Origin of the sequence: Halorubrum sp. 48-1-W (genome assembly GCF_003287355.1) — an archaeon.
Lineage (GTDB): Archaea > Halobacteriota > Halobacteria > Halobacteriales > Haloferacaceae > Halorubrum.
Genome location: NZ_QMIM01000004.1, coordinates 1 through 26,852, shown reverse-complemented (window position 1 = coordinate 26,852; position 26,852 = coordinate 1). Strand labels below are relative to the sequence as shown.

Annotated in this window: 32 protein-coding genes; 15 read left to right on the top strand and 17 right to left on the bottom strand. The window is 70.2% G+C overall.

Annotated features, from left to right (window positions below):
• Positions 1-28: 28 nt before the first annotated feature.
• On the top strand, positions 29-931 hold the full coding sequence (locus DQW50_RS02920; RefSeq protein WP_112077815.1) for a helix-turn-helix transcriptional regulator: 903 nt from the start codon (positions 29-31) through the stop codon (positions 929-931).
• Positions 932-1,024: 93 nt separating this feature from the next.
• Positions 1,025-1,840, top strand: a complete 816-nt coding sequence (locus DQW50_RS02915) for a class I SAM-dependent methyltransferase (RefSeq protein ID WP_112077814.1) — start codon at positions 1,025-1,027, stop codon at positions 1,838-1,840.
• A 24-nt stretch (positions 1,841-1,864) separates the two neighbouring features.
• On the opposite strand, the gene DQW50_RS02910 is transcribed toward DQW50_RS02915, so the two are convergent.
• Entirely contained in the window at positions 1,865-2,791 is a 927-nt protein-coding gene (locus tag DQW50_RS02910; protein ID WP_112077813.1) for a sulfide-dependent adenosine diphosphate thiazole synthase, read from the bottom strand.
• A 638-nt stretch (positions 2,792-3,429) separates the two neighbouring features.
• On the opposite strand from DQW50_RS02910, the gene DQW50_RS02900 reads away from it, so the two are divergent.
• The 5 genes from DQW50_RS02900 to DQW50_RS02880 all read left to right on the top strand — a co-directional run bounded on the left by DQW50_RS02900 (position 3,430) and on the right by DQW50_RS02880 (position 4,975).
• Positions 3,430-3,699 carry a 50S ribosomal protein L37ae gene (locus DQW50_RS02900; RefSeq protein WP_112077811.1) on the top strand — a complete coding sequence of 90 codons (270 nt, stop codon included), beginning with the start codon at positions 3,430-3,432 and terminating at the stop codon, positions 3,697-3,699.
• Entirely contained in the window at positions 3,696-3,830 is a 135-nt protein-coding gene (locus DQW50_RS02895) for a DNA-directed RNA polymerase subunit P (protein WP_007994536.1), read from the top strand. The genes DQW50_RS02900 and DQW50_RS02895 overlap by 4 nt, the downstream gene beginning before the upstream one ends.
• Positions 3,831-3,885: 55 nt before the next feature.
• Positions 3,886-4,161 (top strand): KEOPS complex subunit Pcc1, encoded by a 276-nt coding sequence (locus tag DQW50_RS02890; RefSeq protein WP_112077915.1) that lies wholly within the window; start codon positions 3,886-3,888, stop codon positions 4,159-4,161.
• 142 nt (positions 4,162-4,303) lie between these two features.
• Complete coding sequence (locus DQW50_RS02885) at positions 4,304-4,687, top strand: prefoldin subunit beta (protein WP_112077914.1); 384 nt, start codon at positions 4,304-4,306, stop codon at positions 4,685-4,687.
• A 6-nt stretch (positions 4,688-4,693) separates the two neighbouring features.
• Entirely contained in the window at positions 4,694-4,975 is a 282-nt protein-coding gene (locus tag DQW50_RS02880) for a DUF3194 domain-containing protein (RefSeq protein ID WP_112077810.1), read from the top strand.
• Between the two features lie 98 nt (positions 4,976-5,073).
• Here DQW50_RS02880 and DQW50_RS18065 read toward each other — a convergent pair whose 3' ends face one another.
• The 4 genes from DQW50_RS18065 to pth2 form a co-directional block, all read right to left on the bottom strand.
• Positions 5,074-7,113, bottom strand: a complete 2,040-nt coding sequence (locus DQW50_RS18065) for a DUF2070 family protein (RefSeq protein ID WP_198664585.1) — start codon at positions 7,111-7,113, stop codon at positions 5,074-5,076.
• A 111-nt stretch (positions 7,114-7,224) separates the two neighbouring features.
• Positions 7,225-7,779 (bottom strand): GMP synthase subunit A, encoded by a 555-nt coding sequence (locus DQW50_RS02860; RefSeq protein WP_112077809.1) that lies wholly within the window; start codon positions 7,777-7,779, stop codon positions 7,225-7,227.
• A 124-nt stretch (positions 7,780-7,903) separates the two neighbouring features.
• Entirely contained in the window at positions 7,904-9,415 is a 1,512-nt protein-coding gene (truD, locus tag DQW50_RS02855) for a tRNA pseudouridine(13) synthase TruD (protein WP_112077808.1), read from the bottom strand.
• Complete coding sequence (gene pth2, locus DQW50_RS02850; RefSeq protein ID WP_112077807.1) at positions 9,416-9,754, bottom strand: peptidyl-tRNA hydrolase Pth2; 339 nt, start codon at positions 9,752-9,754, stop codon at positions 9,416-9,418. It abuts the gene before it with no gap.
• A 202-nt stretch (positions 9,755-9,956) separates the two neighbouring features.
• Here pth2 and DQW50_RS02845 point away from each other — a divergent pair, with 202 nt between their 5' ends.
• From DQW50_RS02845 to metG, 4 genes are all read left to right on the top strand, one after another.
• On the top strand, positions 9,957-10,604 hold the full coding sequence (locus tag DQW50_RS02845) for an AIM24 family protein (protein ID WP_112077806.1): 648 nt from the start codon (positions 9,957-9,959) through the stop codon (positions 10,602-10,604).
• A 65-nt stretch (positions 10,605-10,669) separates the two neighbouring features.
• Complete coding sequence (gene dcd, locus DQW50_RS02840) at positions 10,670-11,278, top strand: dCTP deaminase (RefSeq protein ID WP_112077805.1); 609 nt, start codon at positions 10,670-10,672, stop codon at positions 11,276-11,278.
• Positions 11,275-12,183, top strand: a complete 909-nt coding sequence (locus tag DQW50_RS02835; protein WP_112077804.1) for a thiamine-phosphate synthase family protein — start codon at positions 11,275-11,277, stop codon at positions 12,181-12,183. Before dcd ends, DQW50_RS02835 begins: the two co-directional genes overlap by 4 nt.
• Positions 12,184-12,276: 93 nt before the next feature.
• Entirely contained in the window at positions 12,277-14,487 is a 2,211-nt protein-coding gene (metG, locus tag DQW50_RS02830; RefSeq protein ID WP_112077803.1) for a methionine--tRNA ligase, read from the top strand.
• A 47-nt stretch (positions 14,488-14,534) separates the two neighbouring features.
• Here metG and DQW50_RS02825 read toward each other — a convergent pair whose 3' ends face one another.
• The 5 genes from DQW50_RS02825 to DQW50_RS02805 all read right to left on the bottom strand — a co-directional run bounded on the left by DQW50_RS02825 (position 14,535) and on the right by DQW50_RS02805 (position 17,679).
• Positions 14,535-14,954, bottom strand: coding sequence for a VOC family protein (locus DQW50_RS02825; protein WP_112077802.1), 420 nt, complete (start codon positions 14,952-14,954; stop codon positions 14,535-14,537).
• Positions 14,955-15,049: 95 nt separating this feature from the next.
• Positions 15,050-15,232: a hypothetical protein gene (locus DQW50_RS02820; protein ID WP_112077801.1), complete on the bottom strand. Its 183-nt coding sequence runs from the start codon at positions 15,230-15,232 to the stop codon at positions 15,050-15,052.
• Positions 15,233-15,357: 125 nt separating this feature from the next.
• Positions 15,358-16,176 carry an imidazole glycerol phosphate synthase subunit HisF gene (gene hisF / locus DQW50_RS02815; protein WP_112077800.1) on the bottom strand — a complete coding sequence of 273 codons (819 nt, stop codon included), beginning with the start codon at positions 16,174-16,176 and terminating at the stop codon, positions 15,358-15,360.
• Between the two features lie 101 nt (positions 16,177-16,277).
• Positions 16,278-17,333, bottom strand: coding sequence for a glycosyltransferase family 2 protein (locus tag DQW50_RS02810; protein ID WP_112077799.1), 1,056 nt, complete (start codon positions 17,331-17,333; stop codon positions 16,278-16,280).
• 73 nt (positions 17,334-17,406) lie between these two features.
• Positions 17,407-17,679, bottom strand: a complete 273-nt coding sequence (locus DQW50_RS02805; protein ID WP_112077798.1) for a helix-turn-helix domain-containing protein — start codon at positions 17,677-17,679, stop codon at positions 17,407-17,409.
• A 198-nt stretch (positions 17,680-17,877) separates the two neighbouring features.
• Here DQW50_RS02805 and DQW50_RS02800 point away from each other — a divergent pair, with 198 nt between their 5' ends.
• Entirely contained in the window at positions 17,878-18,594 is a 717-nt protein-coding gene (locus tag DQW50_RS02800; RefSeq protein WP_112077797.1) for a class I SAM-dependent methyltransferase, read from the top strand.
• Between the two features lie 51 nt (positions 18,595-18,645).
• Here DQW50_RS02800 and DQW50_RS02795 read toward each other — a convergent pair whose 3' ends face one another.
• Positions 18,646-19,053: a TRAM domain-containing protein gene (locus tag DQW50_RS02795; protein WP_112077796.1), complete on the bottom strand. Its 408-nt coding sequence runs from the start codon at positions 19,051-19,053 to the stop codon at positions 18,646-18,648.
• Positions 19,054-19,218: 165 nt separating this feature from the next.
• Here DQW50_RS02795 and DQW50_RS02790 point away from each other — a divergent pair, with 165 nt between their 5' ends.
• Entirely contained in the window at positions 19,219-20,127 is a 909-nt protein-coding gene (locus DQW50_RS02790; RefSeq protein WP_112077795.1) for a dihydrodipicolinate synthase family protein, read from the top strand.
• A gap of 27 nt (positions 20,128-20,154) precedes the next feature.
• Here DQW50_RS02790 and DQW50_RS02785 read toward each other — a convergent pair whose 3' ends face one another.
• Together DQW50_RS02785 and DQW50_RS02780 are read right to left on the bottom strand one after the other, a co-directional pair.
• Positions 20,155-20,982, bottom strand: coding sequence for a YkgJ family cysteine cluster protein (locus DQW50_RS02785; RefSeq protein ID WP_112077794.1), 828 nt, complete (start codon positions 20,980-20,982; stop codon positions 20,155-20,157).
• 63 nt (positions 20,983-21,045) lie between these two features.
• Positions 21,046-22,641: a glycosyltransferase gene (locus DQW50_RS02780; RefSeq protein ID WP_157964838.1), complete on the bottom strand. Its 1,596-nt coding sequence runs from the start codon at positions 22,639-22,641 to the stop codon at positions 21,046-21,048.
• 156 nt (positions 22,642-22,797) lie between these two features.
• Here DQW50_RS02780 and DQW50_RS02775 point away from each other — a divergent pair, with 156 nt between their 5' ends.
• A complete protein-coding gene (locus tag DQW50_RS02775; protein ID WP_112077792.1) occupies positions 22,798-23,238 on the top strand; it encodes a DUF5788 family protein in 441 nt (146 codons plus the stop codon).
• Between the two features lie 22 nt (positions 23,239-23,260).
• Here DQW50_RS02775 and DQW50_RS02770 read toward each other — a convergent pair whose 3' ends face one another.
• From DQW50_RS02770 to DQW50_RS02755, 4 genes are all read right to left on the bottom strand, one after another.
• On the bottom strand, positions 23,261-23,728 hold the full coding sequence (locus tag DQW50_RS02770; protein WP_112077791.1) for a Rieske 2Fe-2S domain-containing protein: 468 nt from the start codon (positions 23,726-23,728) through the stop codon (positions 23,261-23,263).
• Positions 23,729-23,806: 78 nt separating this feature from the next.
• Positions 23,807-24,406 carry a hypothetical protein gene (locus tag DQW50_RS02765; RefSeq protein WP_112077790.1) on the bottom strand — a complete coding sequence of 200 codons (600 nt, stop codon included), beginning with the start codon at positions 24,404-24,406 and terminating at the stop codon, positions 23,807-23,809.
• Between the two features lie 61 nt (positions 24,407-24,467).
• Positions 24,468-25,409: an aminotransferase class IV gene (locus DQW50_RS02760; protein ID WP_112077789.1), complete on the bottom strand. Its 942-nt coding sequence runs from the start codon at positions 25,407-25,409 to the stop codon at positions 24,468-24,470.
• Between the two features lie 36 nt (positions 25,410-25,445).
• Positions 25,446-26,096 carry a helix-hairpin-helix domain-containing protein gene (locus DQW50_RS02755; RefSeq protein WP_112077788.1) on the bottom strand — a complete coding sequence of 217 codons (651 nt, stop codon included), beginning with the start codon at positions 26,094-26,096 and terminating at the stop codon, positions 25,446-25,448.
• 180 nt (positions 26,097-26,276) lie between these two features.
• Between DQW50_RS02755 and DQW50_RS02750 the strand changes: the two genes are divergently transcribed.
• The gene (locus tag DQW50_RS02750) at positions 26,277-26,735 is read left to right on the top strand and encodes a transporter (protein ID WP_112077787.1); all 459 of its coding nucleotides are present in this window, start codon (positions 26,277-26,279) and stop codon (positions 26,733-26,735) included.
• Positions 26,736-26,852: the final 117 nt, after the last annotated feature.

The following is a 26,852-nucleotide window of genomic DNA, read 5'->3' as shown; positions in this document are numbered from 1 at the left end:
TGGCCACACTACTACTTCGGACGGTCGAATGGACGGTTCCGCCGAGGTCTTCTCGCACGACGCGCTCGCGTTCTCCGTGCTCGACAGCGAGGTCAGGCTCGCCATCCTCGATTCGCTGTACGAGCGGACGGTCGCGTCCGGACCGCTGGCGGGCAACGCCACGTACTCGACGATCAAAGCCGACGTGGACGTCGAGGACAGCGGCCGGTTCAGCTACCACCTCGACAGGCTCACCGACCAGTTCGTCACGAAGACCGAGAGCGGGTACCGGCTCGCGGAGCCGGGTCGGGAGGTGGTCCGGCTTCGCCGAACCGGGGTCCTCACCGAGGACCCGACCGTCGAGGCCGAGCCGGTCGACGGTGCGTGCTACTACTGTGGGAGCGGTATCCAGGCCTTCTACCGCAGGGGCTACCTCGTGACGTGGTGTCCGGAGTGTCCCGGGCTGATCGAACACGAACTCGTCGCCGACGGGACGCTCGCGTCGCTCTCGTACCCGCCGGCGGGCGTGACGGGGGTCGACATCGAGACCGCGTTCGAACGCTCCCACCGCCGGGCGGCACAGGCCTTCAGGGCGATGGCCGACGGCTTCTGTCCGAACTGCGGCCACGACGTGACGGCGACGCTCCCTCCCGCGGAGGGCGGGGATCCGGGGGACGACGGATACGGGTTCCGCCACGTGAACCACGACGGGATGGTCCGGTTCGCGTGTACCCACTGCGGCCAGCGGCGCATCTCACACCCGCTCTACGCCACCGACGACCGGGGCCCGATGGCCGACTTCTTCGCGGCGAACGGGCTCGACCCGGGGTGGGACCGGATCGCCGCGGTGATGCCATGGTCGGTCACCGGCGACGGGGACGAACTCGTCTTCGAGGCGCCGGGCGGAACCCGGTTCCGCGTCGACGACGAACTCGAGGTCCGACGGGAGTAGCCACCCCGACACACGAGGAGTAGCCGTCCCGGCACGCCGGGAGCCCCCGCGGATCGCCCCGGCACTTTAGCCGGTCGGCGTCGAGGACCGCCCATGACCGGGATCGACGCTGCGGCGCACTATACGCGCCACGCCGGGTGCTACGACCGGATCGCGACCGACGCGCCGTTCGTCACGGGACTCCGTCGGCGGATCGTCGACGCGCTCGACCCGGGGCGCGGCGACGTCGTCGTCGAGATGGGGTGTGGCACCGGCGCGAACCTGGCGTTGCTCCGCGACCGGGTCGGCCCGGGCGGGACCGTGATCGGGGTCGACATCTCCGCCGGGGCGCTCGAACGCGCCCGTGACCGGATCGAGCGGGCGGGCTGGCGGAACGTCCACGTCGTCCACGCGGACGCGAACCGGCCGCCCCTGCCGGTCGAACGCGGGACCGACGACGACGTGGCGGACGTGGGCGGACGACGACCGATCGCGGGCGGACGACGACCGATCGAGGCCGACGCCGTGCTCGCGACGTTCCTCACGGGCATGCTCGACGACCCCGCGGGCGCCGTGGACGGGTGGTGCCGGCTCGTCGGCGGCGCGGGAGCCGAGGGTGGGCGTCGACGGCGACGGGGGCGTCTCTGTGTCGCGGGGCTCGCACGGAGCACCCGGCCGGTCGGTCGCCTCCTCAATCCGGCCTTCGCTCTGGCCGTCCGGGCCACAGCTCCGCCGGGACGGGACGGGGGACGCGACGACGGGAGCGGCCGCGACGGAGGGGTGGGGCGAAACCGCCGGGCGGTCGAGGTCCTCGACGAGCGGGCGCTGGCCGCCCACCGACGGGTCCACGAGCGGTGTTCGGACGCGACCACGACGCGGGCGCTCGCGGGGTTCGCGCGGATCACCGCGGGGACGGTCGACCGGAGGTGACGGGGGCCGTCGACTCGAGCCGATTCAGTCGTCCGCGGGGGCGGGCCGCGAGGAGAGCCGCACGTCGCCGGCGTCGACGCCGAGCTCGTCGAGCGCGGCCTGTGCGGCGCGCTTGCCGGAGACGAGCATCGCGCCGAAGGTCGGTCCCATCCGCGGGAGCCCGTAGGCCGTCGCGACCGCCATGCCGCTCGCGACGAGGCCGTCGTGGACGACGCCGGTGTGTTCGACGACGGCGTCCTCGCTCTCGCCGACCCACATCGAGTCGTGGCCCGGCGAGTCGTGGCCCGGCGCGCCGTACTCGTCGTCGCCCGTCGCGTCCATTCCCACGTCGTGTTCCCTGGCGTGTTCGATGCCGGGCGCGGAGAACACGCCCCGCTCGTCGAGCTTGCTGATCGCGACCGCGTCGTGGCCGGTGGCGTCGATCACGACCTCGGACTCCACCGCGATCGGGTCGACGCAGGTGATCTCCCGCGGGAGCGCGTGGACGGGCGTCCAGTTCATCACGATCCCGCCGACGCGGTGGTCCTCGCGGACGACGAGGTCGGTGAACTCGGTCATGTTCTGGACCTTGACCCCCGCGTCGCAGGCGGCCTTGATCAGCCCCGAACACGCCTCCGGTCCGTTGGCGACGTAGAGGTCCTCGACGCCGTCGGCGGGTTCGAAGCCGACGTCGAGGTCCGCGAGCACCTCCTGGGCTGGGTCGCGGACGGTCACCGTGTTCATGAGGAAGCCGCCGAGCCAGAAGCCGCCGCCGAGGTAGTTGTTCTTCTCGACGACCATCACCTTCACGCCGCGGTCGGCGAGTTCCTTCGCAGCCATCAACCCGGACGGTCCGCCCCCGATCACGATGGCGTCGCTCTCGGAGAACTCGAGGAACTCCTCGGACCAGTCCTGCCCGATGGCGCGCGTTACGTCCGCCTCGCTCACGTCGCTGAAGCCGTCGAACTCCATGGTACGACCGAGTAATATCACTTAGTTATATTAATCGTTGTGGTCGACGTGGTCCGAGTACCGGTCCGATTCGCGGTGCGGTGGCGTGCGCCTCCGAGCGCCCGCGGGGCGCGAGGAGCCCGCGCGAGGGAGGCCGAGGTGACCCGCCGGCAGTTCCGGCGGGTCACCGAGGCCGAGGCTGGGGAGGCGGGAGGTGCGGTGCTGTGCGGGGCGGGATTCAAAGGGGCAGCCGCGAGGACGACGGCGGCCGAAGTAAGCACTGGAAGGAGCGAGTGAAACGAGCGACTGAAGCGCACAACGAGGCCTCCGAGTCCTCGCGGCTGGGGCTTTGGCGGTGTTCACCGCGCTAGCAACTGCGCATCGCCGAACAGCTGGGGCTTTGGCGGTGTTCACCGCACTAGCAACTGCGTATCGCCGAACAGCTGGGGCTTTGGCGGTGTTCACCGCGCTAGCAACGACCCGTTCTACTCGCTCCGATCTCCGCTCGATCGACGAACCGTCGCCAGCGAACGACGGTTCCCTCGAGAACACATCCGAGAAACGGGAGTTCGAGACCGAGGAACGGATACGCCACGGAGGCGCACGGACGTGGCCGACTCGTAGCCTTTTTACGCACGCTGGGGGTATTCGAGCACACTATGGCTGAGGACAAGGCACGAAGCACCGGTAGCGCGGGCCGATTCGGGGCCCGGTACGGCCGCGTCTCGAGAAAGCGGGTCAAGGACATCGAAGCGGAGATGCACAACGCGACCGTCGACGGCGACGACGTGACGCGCGTCGGCACCGGCATCTGGGTGAACGAGGAGACGGGCGAGACGTTCACCGGCGGGGCCTACCGCCCCGAGACCCCCGGCGGCCGGACCGTCCGCCGCTCCATCCGCGCCGCGCTCGCCGACGAAGAAGAATGAGTTACAAGTGTTCCCGCTGTAAGCGCGACGTCACGCTCGACGAGTACGGCGGCGTCCGCTGTCCCTACTGTGGCCACCGTGTCCTCCTGAAGGAGCGCGGCGGCGACATCAAGGAAGTCGACGTCGAGTAACCGGACCCCCGCCGTGACCGACCGCGACGCGTCGACGACCGACCCCGCCGACCCCCTGCCGGCGACCGACGCCGACCGCGACCACCGGGCCACCCTCTCCTTCGAGTACTCCGACGAGACGTGCGCGAGCGTCGTCGCCGACGCGCTCGCGCCCGAGGTCGGCGACCTCGACGAGTCGCGCTCGCGGGCGACCGTCTCCCGGGACGGGGACATCGTTCACGTGCGCGTGGCCGCCACCGACCTCGTCGCGCTCCGGGCGGGGATGGTCAGCTGGTCGCGGCTGGTCGCGGTCGCCGAGGGAGTGAGCCGGGACCGATACGTCGACCGATAGCGCGCCGATCGGTCTCACGTCGACGGATCGGATTCTGGCCGTTTCGGACCCTCTCTTTCCCATGTACGGCGGTTATCGCGCTCGGCGGAGAAGTCGGGGGTTTTTCCCTCCGGGCCGCCTCGGTCCGCCCATGCAAGGGAACATGCCGCCCGAGGCACAGGAGAAGATCGAGGAGCTTCAGGACCTTCAGGAGACGGCCCAGCAGGTCGCCCAGCAGAAGGAGCAGGCGAAGACCGCGCTCAACGAGTCGAAGACGGCGCTCGACGCCCTCGAGGACGTCGACGAGGACGCCGGCATGTACCGCGAGATCGGCGAGGTGCTCGTCGAGACCGACTACGAGTCCGCCTACGACGACCTCGAGAACAAGGTCGACTCCCTCGAGGTCCGCGTCGAGCAACTCGAGAAACAGGAGGAGCGCGTCCAGGAGCAGTTCGACGACCTCCAGGGCGAGCTCCAGCAGATGCTCCAGGGCGGCGCCGGCGGCGGCCCGATGGGTCCCGGCGGCCCGGGCGCGGGCGGCGCGTAACGACCGATGAGCGAGGACGCGTCGAGCGACGGGACAGCCGACGCCGACCCCACCGACGAGGAGGTCGTCCGGACCGCCGCGGAGGCTGCCGAGGGCGTCGTCTTCGAACACTACGACCAGTCGGCCGTGACCGACCTCGACGTCACGGTCACCTTCGAGGCGGGCGTCCTCGACGTGGACGTCTACCTGAACGCCCCGGACGGCCCCGACGACCCCGACCCCGAGACGGTCGCCGAGGCGGCCACGACCGCCGCGGGCGACGCCGTCGACGAGCTGTTCGAGGAGTAGACTGCGGACGGGGCCTCCCCGCCCGCGATTCGTTTCACGCCCAGCGGACGCTTCGTTACACGTCGAGCGGACGCGCCGTTCCGTGCGCGCCACTGCGCTCACGTGAGGAAGAACAACAGCACGCTCACCGACATGGCGAACAGCGTCACCGCCGCCGCCAGCGCCGCTCCGAGCGAGAGCGCGGCGTTGGCCTGCGTCGCGAGCGTCTCGGTGCGGTCGTTGCCGAACACGGTCACCGTCGTGCGTTCCGTCCCGCCGGCGACGGCGACCGGCTCGAGGTCGTCGCGTGCGTCGACCGCGAGCGACCGGACCGTCTCACACAGCGCGTCCGCGTCGATCTCCTCCCCGACCCGGTTGTCCGCGCGGGTGCGGTTGACGACGTGGTTGTCGGTGGTCATCACCTCGACGTGGTCGACGCCGGTCGCCTCGCGGACGGCCGAGAGCAGGTCCCCCCGGAGCCCCGGAACCATGTTGTTGCCGTCGATGAGGACGTAGGCGGCCTCGACGCCGGCGACGCGCGTGACCGCGACGCGGACGCCGAGCGGGCCGATCCCCTCCTCCGGCGTCCACTCCGTCGGGTCCCACGCCACGCCGAGTTCCGTCCGGCCGCGGTCGGCCTCGGCCGCCGCCTCGCCGGCGGTTCCGGCGGCGTCGTAGAGATCGTAGGAGCGTTTCGACCCCGGCGTGACGTGCCCGAGGTCGGGTCCAGCCCCCGACAGCCCGGCGTGACAGTTGTGACCGTCGACGAGGAGGACGTCCTCCAGGCCGTCCGTCCGGAACTCCGCGCGCGCCGACTGGCCGACCGCGAAGTCGACGTCGTCGGCCGACCCCGGCGCGAACGTGGAGACCGCGAGCCCGGCGTCGCCGAACCGCTGGGCGAGCATCGACGACTCGCCGGCCTCGATCGAGACCGGGACCGTCCCGTCCCGCCGGAACGTCGCGCCGGCGAGCGCGCGGTCGGCCGCGTCGAGGACGCAGTCGACCTCCGTCTCGGAGACGAGGTTGAAGTCGTGGCCGGCGGTCGCGTGCGGCGGGAACCCGATCCCCTCGGCCGAGAGCGCGACCCGGCGCGGGAGGTCACCGCCGCCGATCTCGCCCAACGGACCGGGGTGGATCATCGGCAGGACGAACCGTGCCTTCTCCTCGCCGAGTCGGTCGGGGTCGACCGTGCCGCCGTCGGCGGTCACGTCGTCCCGGCTCCCGTCGCCTCCAGCCCCGCCGGCGTCACCGTCGCCTCCAGCCCCGCCGGCGTCACCGTCGCCTCCAGCCCCGCCGGCGTCCAGGGTCCGGAACGACAGCACCGAGACGGGGACGACCGCCTCCTGGCCGAGCCGCTCGAAGAACCGCTCGAGGTCGCGGGACTCCTCGGCAGCGTAGCCGATGAACCCGCGGATGAAATCCAGCACGGAGACGTCGAGCGCGCGCCGCCACGGGCGCTCGACCGCGACGAGGAACGCCCAGACGGCGACCGCATAGAGCAGACAGAGCGCCCCCAAAAGCAGGAAGTGGTCGATGGTCACCGCGTCGAAGACAGGCGGCCCGTGGTCGGTACGCGAGAGGAACACGACGTACGCCTCGTAGGCGGACCCCCCGTCGATGAGCAGGCGCGCGGTCCCGCCGTACACGAAGAGCAGGACCGCGGCCACGACGGTCTGGACCGACGCGGGGACGCTGGCGACGGGCAGGGAGACCCGCGAGACCGCGAGGACGGCGAGCAGCCGGAGTGCGAAGATGGACGCGAGCGCGACGACGAGCGCGTCGAAGACGAACCGCTGGGAGAGCCCGAAGAGGGCGGCGAAGACGCCGGCGACGACGAGCACGACGACCACGAACAGCTCGCATAAAAGCGCCAGGAGCGCCGACCGGTTGTACGTGAGTCTGCCGCCGAGCGCGCGGTCGATCGTCGTCGTCGTGAGCGCGGCGACGACGGTGGGCGCGCCGAGGAAGACGATCCCCTGCCAGGCGTCCTGGCCGACGAGCAAGACGGGGTACCGCGACCCCATCGTCGACGCGGAGTCGAAGACGGCGATCCCCGTGAGCCCGCCGAGGAGGACGGCGAACGCGAGCGTGCGCGGCCACCGCGGCGCACGAAAGATGAACTTGGAGAGCCCGGCGAGTCGCCCCTGTGTCGCGGTCACGGCTGTTCGATCCTCGCGCGCGAATAAAAGTCCCACCGGCTTCCGAATACGGACACGAAAAACGGCGTCTCTCGCCAGCAGGGAGTCGAGAGACCGAACGCCCGAAACGTCCTACGCCGACTCGCAGATCGCGAGGAAGTTCTCGAACACTTCCTCGCCCTCGGCCGTGTGAGCGACCTCGGGGTGCCACTGGACCCCGTACAGACCCTCCTCGACGTTCGACATCGCCTCGATCCCGCAGACGTCGGAGGTCGCGGTGTGGGAGAACCCGTCGGGCAGCCCCTTCACCTCGTCGGCGTGGGAGGCCCACACCCGGGTGTCGGGCGCGAGCGACCCGACGAGCGGGTCCGCGTCGTCGACGATCTCCACGTCGACGTCGGCGTAGCCGCCGTAGTCGCCCTCGCCGACGCGCCCGCCGCGCTCGTCGGCGATCACCTGCATCCCCAGACAGATCCCGAAGACGGGGACCTCGAGGTCGAGGTACTCGCGCGCCCGGCCGATCCGGTCCATGTCGGGGCCGCCGGAGAGGACGACCCCGTCCGCGTCAACCTCGGCGGGCGGCGTGTCGGCGTCGAGTATCTCCGTGTCGACGCCCATGTCCCGGAGCGCGCGCCGCTCCAGGTGGGTGAACTGGCCGTGGAGGTCCAAGACGACGATCCGTGTCATGGGGTCGATCCGCGGGGCCAGCACAAAAACGGCTCGGAACCGACCGCAGATACGTGACGGTTCTCGGCTGTTGGAGGACGAAACGATCCATATCTATGAATCATATCCCGGTCGACGACCCGGATCACCGCTCCAGCGGATCGGTCTTCGTGAACTCCCGGAGGAGGACCGTCGCGTACGACCCGCTCGGGAGCGCGAACGCGAAGGCGGGGTCACCCCCCTCGAACGTCACGTCGAGGTCGGTCCGGACCTGGATCGCCCGTCGCGTGCCGGTCGAGTCGAACTCGCCGGGGAGGTCGAAGTCGGCGGGCTCGATCCCGGCGTCGTGAAGGACCGCCCGCGCGATCTCGCCGGGCTCGCCGTCGGCGAGCTCGGTGTCGGTGCCGACGAGCGGCGCGGTGACGAACGCCCGACCGCGCGCGCAGTGTCGCGCCATCACCGGCACCCGGTCCGCCGTCACCCGCTGTTCGCGGTCGGGGTCGGGCGCGTACAGCTCCTCGGGCGCGTCGCGGTCGGCGAAACACGCCACGTCGCCGGCGACGGGGCGGTGGAAGGACAGCCCGCGACGCAGCCGCTCGCTCACGATCCGGTTGAACAGCGCCGACTGGGCCGCGTTGACGAAGAGCCGCTGGAGGTTCGAGGGCACCGCCTCGAGCGCGTGCCGCCAGTCGTCGTCCGCGGGCGGCACGGCCGGGTCGACGTCCCGCTCGGCGAGCCGTGAGAGCATCCCGCGCTCGAACCGGAGCTTTCGCGGCATCGCCTCGAGACAGCCCCCCCAGTCGCCGTCGCCGGTACCGTCGGCGACGACGCCGGGGGCGTGGCCGTGCTCGGGCGCGTTCGCGCCGTCGACCGCCTCGACCCCGAACGCCTCGTCGACGCGGTCCCGTCCCGCGCGGGTGTCGTCGGGTTCGGCCGGGGAGGGGTTGCCCGCGTACAGCCGGACCGCCTCCCGGAAATCGCCGCGGACGACCGCGAGACCGACGAGGTGCGTGACCGGCCGGACGCTACCGAACCGCTGTTGGCCGAAGTAGTTGGGGACCGCGACCGGCGCCGCCGGGTCGTCCGGCTCCGCGCCCGCGAACGCCCGGAGGTCGCGGGCGACGGCCGCGACGCGCTCCTCGCTCTCCGCGACCGCGTCGGCGACGCGGACCTCGAAGGCGTTGCCGGCGAGGTCGCCGAACGACAGCCCGCGACCCGCCCGCCCGATCGGCTCGATCTCGACGCCGCGGATCTCGGGGAGGTCGTCGGGGTCGACACTGCGAAGCGTGAACAGCTGGGTCGTCACGGCGCGTTTGTCCTTCGTGCCCGCCCACGAGACGCGCTCGCGGCTTATGCCCATCGCGTCGGAGACTCGGCGCGCGAAGTCGTTCGTGTCCCAGTTCCGGAGCGTGGCGCGGACGACGAGCTCGGGGTACCCGCCCCGGTCGGATCCGAGCGGGTCCGGCTCGAACGCCTCCAGCTCCGTCACCCGGAAGTCCTCGGGCCGCTCGCGGAGCCGGCCGCCGATCCCGGGGGCGCCGCTAACGAAGTAGTCGATCCCGACGGCGCGCTCGACGGGGTGGGCTTCGCGAGGGGGGCGGGTCGCAGCCGGGTCGGCGGGGTCGTCGGTGTCAATGTCGTCGCTGTCGTCGACCATTCAGTAGAGGGGGAGGTCGCCCGTGACGCGGTCGACGAGGTCGTCGCCCGCGGGGCCGACGGCGAGCGCGGTGACCGTCCCCGGCTCCAGCTCGGTGTGGCCGGCGTCCCGGATGATCGCGTACGGGATCCCCTCCGTGTCCGCCTTGTCCGCGAGCTCGAACAGTTGGCTCTCGGAATCGGCGCCGAGGACGATCTTCTTCTGTCCCGACCCCTTCCACTTCGTACGGCTCCGACGACCCGTGTCCTTGTAGGCCGAAAGCGACGCGTGTGCGACCTGTGCGGCGAGTTTCCCCTCGCCCATCCCGAGGTCCCGGCGGGCGACGATCGCCTGTTTCATACCGACCGTGAGCCCCGCCGCGGGTATAGCTCTGTTCTCTCGGACGGGTCGGGTGGCTCCCCGGACGTGTCGGGTGGCTCCCCGGACGTGTCGGGTGGCTCCCCGGACGTGTCGGACGGTCGACCGAGCGACCGAATCGCCGGGATTTATTGGCCGGTCTCGACGACTCTCGGCCGCGTCGTCCCCGCGACGCTTGGTTCCCATGGATCTGGACGAGTTCGCGCGCACGAGCGCGCCAGAACGCGACGGTAACGAGTTTCGAAAGGAGAACAACCGGCTGCTCGGGGTTCCGCTCGACGGGACCGTGACGGTGAAGGCCGGCTCGATGGTGGCGTACACCGGCGACGTGACGTTCACGGGCAAGGCCTCCGCCGAGGGCGGCGTCACCGGCTTCCTCAAGGACGCGGTGAGCAGCGAAGGGACGCCGGTGATGGAGGCGGAGGGGAGCGGCTACCTCTACGTCGCCGAGCAGAGCAAGAAGGTGCGGATCCTCGACCTCGACGCCGGCGAGTCGATCTCCGTCAGCGGCAACGACGTGCTGGCGTTCGAATCCTCCGTCGACTACGAGATCGACACGATCGGTAGCGTCTCGGAGGCGGCCGCCGGCGGGCTGACGAACGTGTATCTCACCGGACCCGGACAGGTCGCGATCTCGACGCACGGCGACCCCGTCGTGTTGGAGCCGCCGGTCTTCACCGACCCCGACGCGACGGTCGCGTGGAGCAGCGACCTCTCTCCGTCGGTGTCGATCAACAAGACATTCGAGTTCGGCCAGACTTCCGGCGAATCCATCCAGATGGAGTTCACCGGCTCCGAGGGGTTCGTCGTGGTACAGCCCCACGAGGAGTAGCGGGTCGACCGAGGGCGCCGACGGTTTCCGGGAGTCTTTAGGTCGCGCCCCGCCCCTCTCCCAGCATGATCCTGTCGGACGCCGACATCCTCGACCGACTCGCGGAGGGGGACCTCGTGGTCGAGCCGCTCGCGGACGTCGACCAGCAGGTCCAGCCCGCGAGCGTCGACCTCCGGCTCGGCGAGCGGTTCTTGGAGTTCCAGCGCACCAACATCCCGTGTATCCACCCGACCGAGGCCGACGAGGTCGGCGAGTACGTCACGGAGACGACGGTCCCCGAGGGCGAGGAGTTCATCCTCCACCCCGGCGACTTCGTGCTCGGGACGACGACCGAGCGCGTCGAGATCCCCGACGACCTCGTCGCGCACGTCGAGGGCCGGTCGTCGCTCGGCCGGCTCGCGATCGTGGTCCATGCAACTGCGGGGCTGTGCGACCCCGGGTACAAGGGCCAGATCACGCTCGAACTGTCGAACCTCGGCACTGCCCCGGTCGCGCTCTCACCCGGGATGCGCGTCTCACAGCTCACGTTCACGGAGCTGAAGTCGCCGGCTGACCGCCCGTACGGTAGCGAGCGCGGCTCGAAGTACCAGGACCAGGACGGGCCGCAGGCGTCCCGGATCGGCTCGGATCCGGAGTTCAACGACCGCGACGGGGCGGAGGGTGAGACCGAATGAGGTTCATCGAGGAGGTCGTCGTCGACGAGTTCCTCCCCACGGTGCGCTCGATGCTCGCCGAGGACCTCCGCGAGCGCGGGTTCACCCAGCGGGAGGTCGCCGACGCGCTCGGCATCTCCCAGTCGGCCGTCTCGAAGTACGCCCACGGCGACGTGGCCCGCCACGATCGGATCGTCGCCGACGAGCGCGTGCGCGACCTCGTCGAGCGGGTCGGCGAGGGCCTCGCGAGCGGCGACGTGAGCCCGGTCGCGGCGCTCGTCGAGATCGAGGTGCTGATCCGACGGCTGGAGGAGGGCGACCTCCTCGCGGAGCTCCACGAGGAGGCGATGCCGGAACTCGCCGCCGCCGACGTGGACTTCTCCGTCCACGACCCCGACAGCGGGCTCCGCGAGCGCGAGACCGTCCTCGCGTCGGTCCGGCGGGGACTCCGGACCCTGACGAACGCCTCCGGGTTCGCCGGGCTCATCCCGAACGTCGGCGCGAACGTCGTCGAGTGTCTGGCGGACGCGGGCTCCGTCGACGACGTGGCCGCCGTCCCCGGACGGCTCGTCGACGTGAAGGGGCGGGCGATGGTGCCCGGGGAGCCGGAGTTCGGCGTGAGCGAGCACGTCGCGACCGTCCTGCTCGCTGCCCGCGAGGCCGGCTCGTCGGCCCGCGGGGCGGTGAACCTCCGGTACGACCCCGACCTCGTCGCGACGCTCGCCGAGTCGCACCCGACCGTCGAGTTCGACGCGGAACGCGGGACGCGGGAGGCGGTCGTCGACGCGGTCGCGGACGCGGACCTGCCGGACGGGACGGACACGATCGTCGCCTATCAGACCGGCGCGGTCGGCGTCGAGCCGATCCTGTACGTCCTGGCGCCGACCGCGCCGGAGGCGGCGCGGGTCGTCCGGACGCTGTTGTAGGCGGCGGTCGGACCGCGTCGGGGAGCCGAGTCCCCCACCCGGAAACCAGCGGGCTTTTGGCCCGTATCCACGACACATGAGACACACAGCCACATGAGCCACGACGACTTCCCCACGGACCACCCGGCGGTGGTGACCTGTGGACTGCCGTACGCCAACGGCGACCTCCACATCGGACACCTCCGCACCTACGTCGGCGGCGACGTCTACGCCCGCGCGCTCGAACGGCTCGGCCAGGAGACCGCGTTCGTCTCGGGCTCCGACATGCACGGGACGCCCGTCGCGGTCAACGCGGAACGGGAGGGCGTCTCCCCCGAGGCGTTCGCGCTCGACTGGCACGAACGGTACGCCGAGACGTTCCCGAAGTTCAACGTCGCGTTCGACAACTACGGCCACACCCACGACGAGACGAACACGGCGGTCACCCAACAGCTCGTCCGCGACCTCGAGGAGGGGGGGCACGTCTACGAGAAGGAGATCATGGTCGCGTACGACCCCGTCGACGACCAGTACCTCCCGGACCGCTACGTCGAGGGGACCTGCCCGTACTGCGGGGCGCACGCCCGCGGCGACGAGTGCGACGAGGGGTGTCAGCGCCACCTCGAGCCCGGCGAGGTCGAGGACCCGGTCTCGACGATCAGTGGTAACCCGGCGGAGTACCGCGAGCGCACCCACGAGTTCTTCGAGGTCTCCGCGTTCTCGGAGTACCTCTCCGGCTTCCTCGACCGGCTCGAGGGCACCTCGAACGCCCGGAACCAGCCCCGCGAGTGGATCGAACAGGGGCTACAGGACTGGTGTATCACCCGCGACATGGACTGGGGGATCGACCTGCCGGGCGAGAACCCGCAGGACCTCGTCCTCTACGTCTGGGTCGACGCCCCGATCGAGTACATCTCCTCGACGAAACAGTACACCGAGCGCGTCGGTTCGGACGTCTTCGACTGGGAGGCCGTCTGGAAGGAGGGTGCGGACGACGAGCACCCCGAGGGCGGCGAGATCGTCCACGTGATCGGCCGCGACATCATCCAGCACCACACGATCTTCTGGCCGGCGATGCTGGAGGCGACGGGCCACGCCGAACCCCGAGCCGTGATGGCGAGCGGGTTCGTCACCCTCGGCGGCAAGGGCTTTTCCACCAGTCGCGACCGCGCCGTCTGGGCCGACGAGTACCTCGAGGAGGGGTTCCACCCGGATCCCCTGCGCTACTACCTCGCGACCAACGGCGGGTTCCAACAGGACGTCGACTTCTCGTGGGAGAAGTTCCGCGACCGCGTGAACACCGAGCTCGTGGGCACCGTCGGTAACTTCCTCTACCGCTCGCTGCTCTTCGCGCACCGCAACTACGAGGACGCGCCGATCGCGGACGCGACGAGCGAGGAGGTACAGGAGCGCATCGAGGAGGCGATCGCCGACGTGGAGACAGCCGTCAACGACTACTCCGTGCGCGCGCTCGGCGATGCCGTCACCGACCTCGCCCGCTTCGGCAACGAGTACATCCAACACAGCGAGCCGTGGAACCTCGTCGACGACGACCCCGACGAGGCTGCACGGGTGATCCACGACTGCGTCGCGATCGCGAAGGCGATCGCGGTGCTCTTCGAGCCGATCGCCCCCGGGAAGTGCGAGCGCCTGTGGGACCAGCTCGGCGAGGAGGGCTCCGTCCACGACGTCACCGTCGAGGCCGCCCGCGAGGCTCCCGAGGGCGACCTCTCCGAGCCGACCGAGCTCTTCGAGAAGGTCGAAGACGACCGCGTCGAGGAGCTGAACGCGAAGCTGGAGGCGCGCGTCGCCGAGGCCGATGCGGACGGCACTGACGGCGACGAGACCGGGGACAGTGAAGACGACGAGGACGGCGAAACGGACGACCCCGCGACCGACGACCCCGCGACCGACGAACCCACGACCGACGACCCCGCGACCGACGACCCCGCGACCGACGACCCCGCGACCGACGAACCCATGACTGACATCGACCCGATCAGCGACGAGCGCATCAGCTTCGAACAGTTCCAAGAACTCGACGTCCGCGTCGGCCGGATCGAGGACGCCGAGGGGATCGAGGGCGCGGACGACCTGCTGAAACTCCGCGTCGACCTCGGCGTAGAGACCCGTACCATCGTGGCGGGGCTCAAGGGCCTCCACGCGGTCGAGGACCTCCCCGGAACGAAGGTGGTCGTGCTCGCCAACATGGAGAAGGCGGACCTGTTCGGCGTGGAGTCGAACGGCATGGTGCTCGCTGCGGGCGAGGAGGCCGACCTCCTCACCACCTACGAGGACGCGGAGCCCGGCACGAAGGTCCTCTAGGGCGCGTACGGGCCGTCACTCCCGTTCACCGACCGTCGGTTCCACCGTCAGGCGTCGAGGACCTCGACGAGGTTCCCGTCCGGGTCCCTGAGGAACAGGATCGTCGTCCCGCTCTCGGTCGTCCGCGGTTCGCTCAGCGTCTCGACCGCCGGATCGAGGTCGTCGTGGAACGCCTCCACGTCGTCGACCGAGAGCCCGAGGTGCGTCGCGCCCGGTCGGTCGAGCGACCGCTCCGGCATCGGTTCGCCCCCGGGGTCGTACTCGACGAGTTCGACGCGGACGCCCTCGGCCGCGAGGTGGGCGAACGCGGCGGACGCGCCGGCGACGTCGACCGCGTCGGCGAACGCCTCGCCGCCCACGGAGAACTCGGCGACGACCTCGAGCCCGAAGGTATCGGTGTAGAAGGCGACGGCGCGGTCGAGCTCCGAGACGGTGACCCCGACGTGGTGTGCGGTTGGGTCGGACACGCCCGGAGCGTCGGGGACCGGCGAGAAAACGGTGTCGACCCGAAACGCGGCGGCACGTCGTTCCCCGACGCCGGAAGGACGCCTGATTCGGCCAGCTACCGCCACTCCTCGCGCGGCACGCAGTCCACCGCCCGCACCGTGATCCACCGCGTCGTCCGCTCGTCGGGGTCGCGGTCGGCCTCGAAGAACGTCACCTCGGCGTCCGGGGACCCCTCACCCGCCGATCGGCAGACGATCTCCGGCCGCTCACTGGGAACACGCATCGGTGACGTGGACATACATGATTGTTCATGGTCCATCGGATAATACTTGTTGGTTCGGCTCCATTGGTAACGATCGGCCGAGAAATTCACCGAATTACATATATCCGATCCAGAAGTGATCGGGCGTTCTCGTGTTCGGGCTACAGACGGACCGGAACGCCGCGTTCGTCGAGGTAGGCCTTCGTCTCCTCGATGGAGTAGTCGCCGAAGTGGAAGATCGAGGCGGCGAGCCCGGCGTCCGCGTTCGCCTCGGTGAACACCTCGTACATGTCCTCGGGACCGCCACAGCCGGAGGAGGCGATGACGGGCGTGGAGACGGCGTCACAGACGGCTTTCATCAGCGGGATGTCGTACCCGTCCTTCGTGCCGTCCATGTCGATGGAGTTGACGAACAGCTCGCCCGCGCCCCGCCGCTCGGCCTCCTTCGCCCACGAGACCGCGTCGACCCCGGTTCCCTCGCGGCCGCCCTTCTTCGTACACTCGAACCACACTTCCTCGCCGTCGGCGTCCTCGTAGAAGTGCTCGCCGGCGTCGTCGTGACGTCGCCGTGCGTCGACGGAGATCACGATACACTGGCTACCGAAGGCGGCCGCGCCCTCCTCGATCAGTTCGGGTCGCTCGAGCGCACCGGTCGTGATCGACACCTTGTCCGCGCCCGCGCGGAGCGTCTCCTTGATGTCGGCTTTCGTCCGGATGCCGCCGCCGACCGTGAGCGGGATGAAACACTCGTCCGCGACCGCGTTCACCACGTCGAGCATCGTCTCGCGCCCCTCGGCGCTGGCGGTGATGTCGAGGAAGACGAACTCGTCGGCGCCCGCAGTGTTGTACTTCTTCGCCAGTTCGACGGGGTCGCCCGTGTACTCCAGGTTCTCGAAGTTGACCCCGGTGTAGACGGCGGCGTCGCCGTCGTCGTCGAGGTCGACGTCGATACAGGGGATGATCCGTTTCGTGAGTCCCATTCGTTACCGACCGTTGGCGACGCGGGAAGTAAAGGCCGCGGGACGAGGCGGACGTCTCCGCGCGACGGCGACGTCGCCAGTCGCAGTGGGGACGCCGCCGTTCACGACGGCCCCTCCCGCACGTCGTACCGGGCCACCGCGCGGTCGGCTCGCGTCGAGATACCGTTCGGGTTGCGCGCGGGGCTCCGGTCGCGCGCGCGGGCCACCAACCCGTCGGAGCCGCCGGAGAGGACCCCGGCCACCACGTCGCGACCGTTCGCGACCCATCCCGACGGCGTGGCCTCGCCGCGGACCACGTCGCGGGCGACCGACGCCGCGTCCGTGACCGCGTGCTTGCCGGTTCGAAGGACCGCGGACGGGCGGATGCCGTAGTTCTTGACGAGCCGGTACGCGAGCGCCCGGTACTTCCAGCCCCAGTCGCGGGCGGTCCGGCCGCCGTCGGCCGCGGTCGGGTTCGGCGGTTCCTCGCGGACTGCGACCGTGTCGCGCCAGGCGACCTCGCGGTCCATCCGCGCGAGCCGGTGGGCGGCGTCGCGCGCGCCACCGACCCGGAGGTACTCGTCGAAGCCGTCGAGATCGCGGAGCGCCTCCCGCCTGAACGCGACGTTCCCCCCCGCGAAGTACGTCACCGACCGACCCGCGATCCGACGGCGCTCCGGGCCGTCGGCGTCCCCGACTGCTCGTCCGTCGCCGTCTCTATCGTCATCAGTCCGGGCGTCGACTCCTCGGTCGTCCTCGTCTCGACCGCCGTCGCCGTCTCGGCCAACGTCGTCCCGACCGCCGGCGTCGTCTCGACCGTCGTCGTCCTCCCGGCCGTTCGGTCGGACCGGTCCGGTTACCACGTCGGCGTCGACGAGCCCCTCGCGGACCCCCTCGAGCCACGATTCGCCGATCCGCTTGTCGTAATCGACCAACGCGACCGCGTCGCCGCCTGCCACCTCGATGCCGGCGTTGCGGGCGACGTTGACGGTGCGGTCGGAGATCTCGACCAGCACGTCGACGTCGTCGCGGTCACGCACCATTCCCGTGGTGCCGTCCGCGGACGGACCGTTGACGACGATCACTTCCGTGTCGGGCGCGTGCGCCGCCAACGCGTCGAGGCAGGCGGCTAACCGGTCCCGACCGTTGAGCGTCGGGACGACGACCGACAGGTCCATACGCGTGACCATCGGGTCGAGGGTAAAAAAAGGGCTCCGTGGTGAGACGGCGGGTTTACGCCGTCGAACCGAGCTAGACCGTCAGGAAGTACACCTGCTTGCGGGCGTCCTTGAAGCTGTAGCGGGAGTCGACCAGCTCCTCGTCCTCCAGGCGGTTGAGCGCGTAGCGAACGGTACGGTCGGGGAGCAACGACTCCTCGGCGAGTCCGCCCTGCGAGAGGGGCGCGTCGCCCTCCAGGACCTTCGCGACGAGCTTGGCGCTCGGCGGAAGCTCGCGCAGACGGTCACGGTATTCGGTCTCGGTGAGACGGTCCTGATCGGCTGACCCCACGGGACTGGTACTCATACGTTCGGGAGACTCCCCCGATCGGTGGTAAAGGTTGTCTACATATAGGGGCATACGATCGGTATTATATAAGGTAATAATAGTACTGCCGCCGGGCTCGAACCTGGGAGACGCGAACGCGTCCCGACCGACGCCCGGTCGATTCCGTCGACACGTATCCAGTACGGTTTTAGTCGTTCGGCGTCCACCGGAGACAACGTGAAGGGTCAGGACTGGTATCAGGCCGACGAAGTCGCCGAGGAGTACGAGGACCTCCGCTTTTCCGGCGGCGGGGCCCTCATCGACCGGCGCGAGAAGGAGGCGGCGCTCTCCGCGCTCGGACCGATCGACGACGGCCACCGGGTGTTGGAGGTCGCCTGCGGAACCGGCCGGTTCACGACGATGCTCGCGGACCGGGGCGCGGACATCGTCGGGCTCGACATCTCCAGGGAGATGCTCGAGCAGGGGCGCGAGAACGCGGCCGACGCGGGGCTCTCCGACACCGTCGAGTTCCTTCGGGGTGACGCCTCGAGGCTACCGTTCCCCGACGACCACTTCGACTCGGTGGTCGCGATGCGCTTTTTCCACCTGATGGACGATCCGCTCGAGTTCATGCTGGAGCTCCGTCGAGTGAGCAACGAGCAGGTGTTCTTCGACACGTTCAACGCCCGCAGTCTCCGGGTGCTGTACACGTGGCTACTGCCGATGGGGTCGCGACTCTACTCGGAGCGGCAGGTCGCGGACCTGCTCGGGAACGCCGAGATGACCCTCGCGGGCGAGGAACACGACTTCGTCCTGCCCTACGGGTTCTACCGCGGGCTTCCGAGCGTCGTCGCCAAACCGTTCCGGGTCGTCGACGAGCTGATCGGGAACACGGTCCCCGGCGACTACGTCGCCTCCGTCTCCTACTGGGACGCCCGGGTCGCGGACGAGTAGTCCCGCGGACCGTGGACGGGCGGATCCCGCGGACCGCGTTCGTCGGCCCGCCTAGACGTCCTCGTCGATCACTTCGCCGACCGCGAAGTTCGATTTCACTTCCGTCACCTCGATCTTCACGCGCTCGCCGACCTCCGTGCCGGGGACGATGATCACGTAGCCGCGCTCGACGCGGGCGATCCCGTCGCCCTGCTTGCCGAGGTCCTCGATCTCGACGTACCGCATCTCGCCGGGTTCGACCGGCGGCTGCGGGCCGTTGTCGGCCGACGTGCTCGTCTCGTCGCGGTCGACGGGCCCGCTGTCGGTCCCGTCCCGCTCGATGAGCGCGACGCGGTAGGTCTCGCCCGGCTCCAACGAGCCGGTGTCCACCTCGCGGCGCGGTACTTCTACGACGTACTCGCCGTTCTCCTCCCGGAGTTCGGCACTGAACAGACAAAGGAGCTTCTCGGAGATTTCCATGATATACTCCGGTCGATCCGTCGAGACGGGTTACCATAGTTGTACCGCCGCCGAGTCGTGCCCGCGACCGTCCGCTGTGGTCCGGTCGCTCCTCGGCCCGCCCCACTCCCGGCAACCGCCGCCAGGGGACGAACGCCTTTGTGACGCCCCGTCGAACCGCGTTCCATGACCGAACTGGAGTTCCGCCACGGAGCCGTCTCGCCCCCGATCGTGACGCCGTTCGACGCCGACGGCGACGTCGACGCCGACACGCTCGCGAGCCACGCCGGGACGCTCGTCGACGCCGGCCTGGATGGGATGGTCCCCTGCGGGACGACCGGGGAGTTCGCCAGCCTCTCCGACGCGGAGTACCGAACCGTCGTCGAGACGGTCGCCGAGGCCGTCGACGGCCGGGTTCCCGTGATCGCGGGCGTGGCCGACACGACCGTCCCGAGCGTGCGCGAACGGCTCTCGGTCGCCCGCGAGGTCGGCGCCGACGCGGGCCTCGTGACGCTCCCGTACTACCACACCTCGACCGCGCCGGAGGGCCAGCTGGCGTTCCTCGAGGCCGTCGCGGACGGGTCGCCGCTCCCGCTCTTCTTATACGACATCCCGTCGACGGTCGGCGAGTCGATCGACCCCGGCGTGGTGGGGGAGCTCGCGACCGAGCACGACGCCGTCGTGGGCATGAAAGACACGAGCGGCGACCTCTCGTCGCTCGACGCGAAGATCCGCGCGACGCCGGACTCCTTCACCGTCTTCCAGGGATTCGACTCCCAGCTGTACCCGAGCACCTCCCTCGGCGTCGACGGCGGGATTCACGCCCTCTCGCAGGTGATCCCCGAGGTGTTCGTCGCGCTCGGCGAAGCGATCCGCGCCGGCGACGACGACCGCGCATTGGCGCTCCACCGGCGTGGGATCGCCCCGCTCTTCGACCGGTGTGCGGACCACGGCTTCGCACCCGCGACCAAGGTCGCGGCCGCCCACCGCGGGTTCGTCCCCAACCCGGCCGTCCGTCCGCCGCTGACGCTCCCGGACGAGGCGGCCCGCGAGGCGATCGCGGCCGACGTCGACGCGGCGCTTGACGCGGTGTGAGACGGCCTGACGCGGTCGGGGCCGTCGTCACTCCCCGTCGATCGGCGCCCCGTCCGCGTTCTTCGGCCCCTCGGAGTCGAAGACGACGACGTCGCCGTCGGCCCGGTCGACGGCGGTCGGATCGTAGCCGTCACGCACCGCGATCGCCTCCTCCAGCTCGCGGACCGCCCGCTCTCTGAGCGCCGCCGCCAGCGCCTCGGCGTCCGTCCGGGAGATGTCCCTGCCGAGCCCCTCACACTCGTGGGCCCGGACCATCCCCTCGCCGTCGACCGCCTCGCCCATCGGCTGGCTCGTCCCGCCGAGCGCGACGCTGAAGGGGTAGGTCCGGCAGATCAGCGGCCGGGAGTCGTGGACCGTACACGCCCCACTGCCGTCCGTCTCCTCGTAGAAGGTACAGTCGCCGCAGTCGTCGGTCGCGAGCGCCCACTCGAAGGTCTCGCCGACCGGTTCGCCGTCCTCGCTCGCGACGAGCCCGTACGGCATGGGGCGGGCCACGTCACGCCAGTCGTACGCCTCGCCGAAGGCGTCCTCGGCGGCGTCGGCCACCGCCCGGACCTCGTCGGGGAAGACCGTCGCGGTGTGCGGTTCGCGGGCGGGTTCGCCCACGTCGCCGTCGTCGCCGTCGTCGCCTCCCTCGCCGTCGTCGCCTTCCTCGCCGTCGTCGCCGTCGTCGCCTCCCTCGCCGTCGCTACCGTTCGCGCCATCGGCGGGTGCGCCCCCCGGCTCGTCCGGCGCGTACCCCGTACAACAGCCGCCACAGCGCGTACACTCGAAGCCGATCGACTCGATCGCGTCGGCCAGGTCGCCGACGTCGAGCTCGCGGGCGCGGGCGAGTTCGGTTTCGAGCGGTTCCATGCCCCCGGTTGCGCGCCGATCCGGTTAACGGCGTCCCTCCGAACCGGGCCGACATTACCGTCGTCACTCCTCGGAGATGCCGAGCGGGTCGACGTCCATCTCGGAGACGCCGAGCGGGTCGACGTCCGCCTCGGAGGTGGGGCCGGAATCGCGTTCCGACGCCGAAGCGATCGCCCTGTTTGCCGAACCGGGTCCGGCGATCGGAACCGGCACGCCGGCGCCGTCCGTCGCCCGCTGTCTGACGCGCGTCGGTTTCAGCCACTCGGTGGCGCCGCCGCGGTCGGACCAGAGCGCGTAGAGGCTCCGGAGCAACACGACGTCCTGAAACTGCTTGTACCCGAAAAGCGAGAACGGCGCGAGGACCGCGAGCCGGAGGTCTTCGCCTTCGATCTGGATCGCAAGCGCGGACAGGAGCACCTGGAGGAGAACGAAGAAGACCGCCAGCTGCAACAGGAGTCCGCTCCCGCCGACGAAGACCGAAGAGACGATGAGCACCAACACGAGGAGGCCGAGCAGTGGAAGCGCGGACATCGAGAGGAAGATGTACGGGAACGCCACCCGGTGGAGGACCCCGAACCGGGAGTCGACGAACACCTCCCGGTGTTTGAGCACGGTCTGGAGGTTCCCCTGGAACCAGCGGCGGCGCTGGGCGTAGAGGTCCCGCCAGGTGTCGGGGCCCTCGGTGTACACGATCGCCTCGCTGGCGTGGATCGCGTACCCCCGCTTGAGGATCTCGATCGTCAGATCGAAGTCCTCGGTCACGGTGTCGGCGCTGTACCCGTGAACTTCGTCGAGAACGTCGCGACGGAACGCCCCGAGCGAGCCGGGGACGACGGTGACGGCCCCGAAGAGGTCGAACGCACGCCGGAACGTGTTGATCCCGACGACGTACTCCAGCGCCTGGAGGTTCGCCACTAGCGATCCGCGGTTGTCCACCTTGACGTTGCCGGCGATCGCGCCGACGCCGTCGTGGCGCTCGAAGTCCCGGACCAGCTCCGTGATCGCGTCGGGGTGGACCGTCGAGTCGGCGTCGACGGAGACGACGAGCTCGGTTTCGGTGTGCTCGAGCGCGGCGTTCAACGCCGCGTGTTTCCCGCCGTTCGCCGTCCGTATCACTCGCGTCTCCTCGCCGGCCTCCGCGCACGCCTCCGCGTACGTTCCGTCCGTGCTCCCGTCGTCGACGACGACGACGGAGAGGACCCCGGGATACGTCGAGGCGTGGATCGACCGGAGACACCTCCCGACGTAGTGTTCCTCGTTGTAGGCGGGGACCAACACCGTCACCGCCGGCCACGCGGCCGGTTCGGGGGTGACGCTCTGGTGGCGGACCTTCTGGAACAGCGCGAGCGGCACCACGAGCCAGTAGTAGAGGAAGACGAAGAGCAAGCCGAGCATGAACACCACGGCGATCGGCGTCAGGAGCGCCCGGAAGTGGTACCCCACGACCCCGACGACGACGAGCGGGAAGCCGATACCGAGGACGATCGGGACCCGATCGAACCGTTCCGGGAGCCATTCCGGGCGACCGAGCAGGTACACCGCCCCGCTGAAGTACACGAGCGCCATCGCGCCGACCGCGACGACGAGGACGAGAAGCTCCGGGGGAAGCAACAGCGCCAGTCCGAGGACGGCGACCGCGATCAGTACCAGAACCGACATTATCTGCCACGTGAAAGTCCCCCGAAGATACATATCGACCTTCCAGATGCGCCCGGGGGAGATAACCGTGTCTACCCGTCCGTCCGCCGTCCCCCGATCCCGTCACGATCCGGCCGAACGAAGCAGGCAAATACGATCGGTCCGTACCGGCGGGACGTGAGAGAGTACGAGCGGAAGGGGCTCCTCGAGCGCGTCGAGCGCGAGGCGGCCACGATCGGCGCGGACATTCCCGAGGAGATCGAGGTCCAGGGGGAGCCGATCGACCTCCAGTCGTTCGTCTTCGAGATCAAGCGTCGCGAGACGGTCCCGCCGGGAGAGCGCGACCGCGTCGAGCGCGCGAAACGGAACCTCCGCAGGGAGCGGCTGGAGCGGCTCGAACGGATCGAGGAGAACGAGGTGAGCTACGAGCGCGGCGAGGAGCTGGCGGCGTCGATCATCGGGATCGACCGCGCGCTAGAGGCGCTGGAGGGGTTGAACGCGCCCGACCCCGAGACGGAGGCGAAACGCCAGGAAGCTGCGGACCGGAAACGCTGGATGAACTTCCTCAAGAAGGCGCTCGGCAGGGAGGACGCCGGCGGCGGCCGTACGCGCTTTTGACTGACGGCCCGCCCGTCCCGGCTCAGTTCCCGGTGAAGTCGATCCGCGAGTCGCCGCCGTCGTCGTCCCGCCGGCTCGGACCGCGCCGGACGAACTCGTAGGCGTCGTCCGCGAGGTACACCGTGTCGCCGTCGACCGCCACGTCGACGCGTTCGAGGAAGGCACCCTCACAGGGCCCGAAGTTACAGTAGCCGGTGTCGCCCTCGAAGGTCGCGCCGTGTTTCTGACAGAACACCTCCCCGTTCCGGACGAACGCGCCGCCGTCCTTGTCGAGGCGCACGTCGGTCCAGTGTTGACAGTAGTTTCGGAACGCCGAGACGTCGCCGTCGAGCCGGAGCAGGACCGCCTCGGCCTCCACGCCGTCGTCGTCCACGCCCACGTCGCCCTCGCTTTCCGCGACCGAGTCGGGGTCGACCGGACGGAGCGTCACGAGAAGCGTGCTGTCCTCCGGCACCTCGTCGAGGGCGGCGATCCGCCGGTCCGCGTCCATACGAACCGGTAGCCTGCGTCGGATTTGAACGTTGCGCGTCCGCGTCGAATTCGAACGTTGCGCGTCGGTCGAAAGCGTTCAGATCCCCAGCCACTCGTCGTTGCGGACCTCGTACCCGTTCGCCCGGCAGAACTTCGCCGCCCGCCGTCGGACGTCCCGGGAGCCGGGGATCTTACCCGTATCGCGGATCCGCTCGACGATCCAGTCGGCGACGACCCGGATGCCCTCGTCCTCGTCGACGACGTCGATGGCCGCGAGCTCACGGAACGTCCGCTCGTAGGCGTCGCGCTGTGACGTTCCCAGCTCCGCGTCCGGGAAGTCGTCGGCCGCCTCCACGACCCGTTTCATCGCCATGGCGACGGTCGGGCGCCGTATCCGCGCCCCGACATCGGCCGGCGAGTCGAACGTCTCCACCTCCGCGTCCGGGAGGAGCTCCGCGATCGCGTGGGTGCCGAGGGCCGACTCGATCTCGCGATCGCCGACCGTCGAGACGATCTCCGCCCCGGTGGCCGGGAACGCCACCGGTTCGAGTTCGGTCTCGAAGTAGGCGAGCTCGGAGGCGTCGACCTCCGGCTCGGCCTCGTCGCCGCGTTCCAACTCCGCGGCGATCTCGCGCTCGCGCTGGCGTCGCTCCTCGTCGTGGGCCTGTTTGTCTCGGCCGCTCTTGTCGTCTGCCATACATGAACTACGGGCTCGAGTCGGATAGTCCTATGGTCCAGACGCGGTACGCGTCCGGCACTCACGGCCGCTCGTCGCCGTAACACGCTGTCTCCACGCGCCGGTCGAACAGCCGCGAGAGCAGCGTCGTGAGCGGGCCGGCGACGCCCGCCCCGTCGCCGTCGACCGCGATCCCGTCCACCGCCCGAACCGGCCGGACCTCCCACGTCGCGTTCGCGAGGAAGACCTCGTCGGCCTCGCGGACGTCGCTCGGCGTGTAGCTCCCCTCCGTGACCGGGATCGCCTCCTCCTCGGCGACGTCGATCACCTCGGAACGAGCGACCCGCGGGACGACCGGGCCGTCGAGCGAGGGCGTCTTGAGCCCCTCACGGTCGGCGAAAAAGAGTGTCGAGTCCGCGCCGCCGGCGACGTGCCCGTCGGCGTCGAGCAACAGCGCCTCGTCCGCGCCCGTCACCCGGAGTTCGAGCCGCGCGAGGACCTCGTTCACCCGCGCGTGGGTCGTCGCGTCGGCCGGAACCGCCCGGTCCGACGTCTTTCGAGTCTTGACGGTCTGGAGCGTCGCCGGCGCGTCGAACGCCGGATCCGATCCGACCCCGCCCATCGGTAGCGGGCGGGCGGTCACGACGACCGTCGGGTCGCCCTCGACCCGGGGATCGAACCGGTCGACGGCGCGCTCCCCGCGACCGGGTCCGCCCGCCGGGCGGCCGCGCGTGATCGACACCGCACAGACGGCGTCCGTCAGGTCGTTCGCAGCGAGCGTCTCGTCGATCCGGTCTCCCAGCTCCGCGTCCGACAGCCCGTGGTCGATCGAGAGCGCCTCACAGCTTCGGGCCAGCCGCTCCGCGTGTCGGTCCCAGCGGAACACGCGTCCGCCGTAGGCTCGCACGGTCTCGCGGGCTGCGTCGCCGTAACGGAACCCGCGGTCCTCGACGTGGACCGTCGCCGACTCCGCGGCCACGATCTCGCCGTCGACGTGGTACCGGCGGTCCGGACCGTCGGTCATCGCCGCTGCCGGCCCGGATCCTCGCGGGGAGTCACCTCAGAACTCCTTCGCGCGGTCGACCCACTTGACTGCGCGCTTCTCGCCGATGCTCGCGCCCTCGGCTACCTCGGCGGGGTCGGCGGCTGCGAGGTCCTCGACTGTCTCGATCCCGATCTTCCCGAGCCGCTCGCCGTACGCCGGGCCGATGCCCTTGAGCCGGTCGACGGGCTCGCCGTCGACTTCCTCGTCGGCTTCGTCCGCTTCGGTCCCGTCGGCTTCGTCCGCTTCGGTCCCGTCGTCTTCGTCCGCTTCGACCTCGTCGTCGCTACTCTCGTCGCTCTCGACGTCGGCGGCGTTCTCGTCCTCGTCGGCATCGGATCCCTCCTCCTCGAGCGATTCCTCGGCAGTGGGGTCGGGCGCGTCGGCCTCGTCCTCGTCGAGCCCGGCGGCGGCGGTCTCGTCGTCCCCGATGGCTTCGGCTTCCGTAGCCTCCTCCGCAGTGAGTTCCGCCTCGTCTCCGTCGTCCGCCTCCTCGGCGACGGCGCCGGTGGTTTCCGTACCGGCGGGTTCGCTCTCCGTCTCGCTCCCGTCGCCCGGTTCGCTTTCGCCCGTGTTCCGTTCGACGGTCACCGTCGTCTCCCCGCTCTCGTCGTCGGACGAGTCGCTTCCGAACCCGAGCTTCTCCTTGATCTTCTTCAGCAGGGCCATTAGGGTCCGATACACGTGCCCGATATTTAAAGGCCCGCGACGGACGCAAACGAGGACCTACAGCGAAAGCGAACGCGGACGGTCAGGGGTGGGGTTTCGTCGCGGTGGTCGGGGTCGGTCTCCCGCGGTGGTCGGGGTCGGTCTCGCTGTGATTAAGTCGTCGCGGGCACACGATCGGTCATGTCGATCATCGACGCGGTCATGTGGTCCGTACACGTCGGGTTCGCGGTGCTCTGGACGGGAAGCGTGCTGTTCGTCGCGCTCGCGGTCGTACCGCCGGCGACCCGTGGCGACATCGGCGGCGACGCGCTCGCTGCGGTGGTCGGTCGGCTCCGGTGGATCACGCGGATCGCGGCGCTCGCGTTCCTCGCGTCCGGCGGGCACATGGCCGGGACGCTGTATACCGTCGAGACGCTCACGGGAACCGGCCGGGGGCACCTCGTGCTCACGATGCTCGCGCTCTGGTTCGTGATCACGGGGCTCGTCGAGGTCGCGAGCGGGAAGCTCCTCGACGGGGTCGACGCCGGCAAGCTCCGGGAGCCCGCGCGCGACGCGAAGCCGTTCTTCTACGGGGCGGCCGGGCTCTCGGTCGGGCTGATCCTCACCGCCGGCCTGCTCGCGAATCCGACCGGAGTGTGAAATCGACCTGTCACACTCCCCGGTGGCGCGCCGGTGAGCGCCCGGAGGGCGCGAACCGCCCGCGAGGGAGTCGACCGGCCGGAGCGACGCGGAGGCCGGTCGACGAGGCTGGGGAGG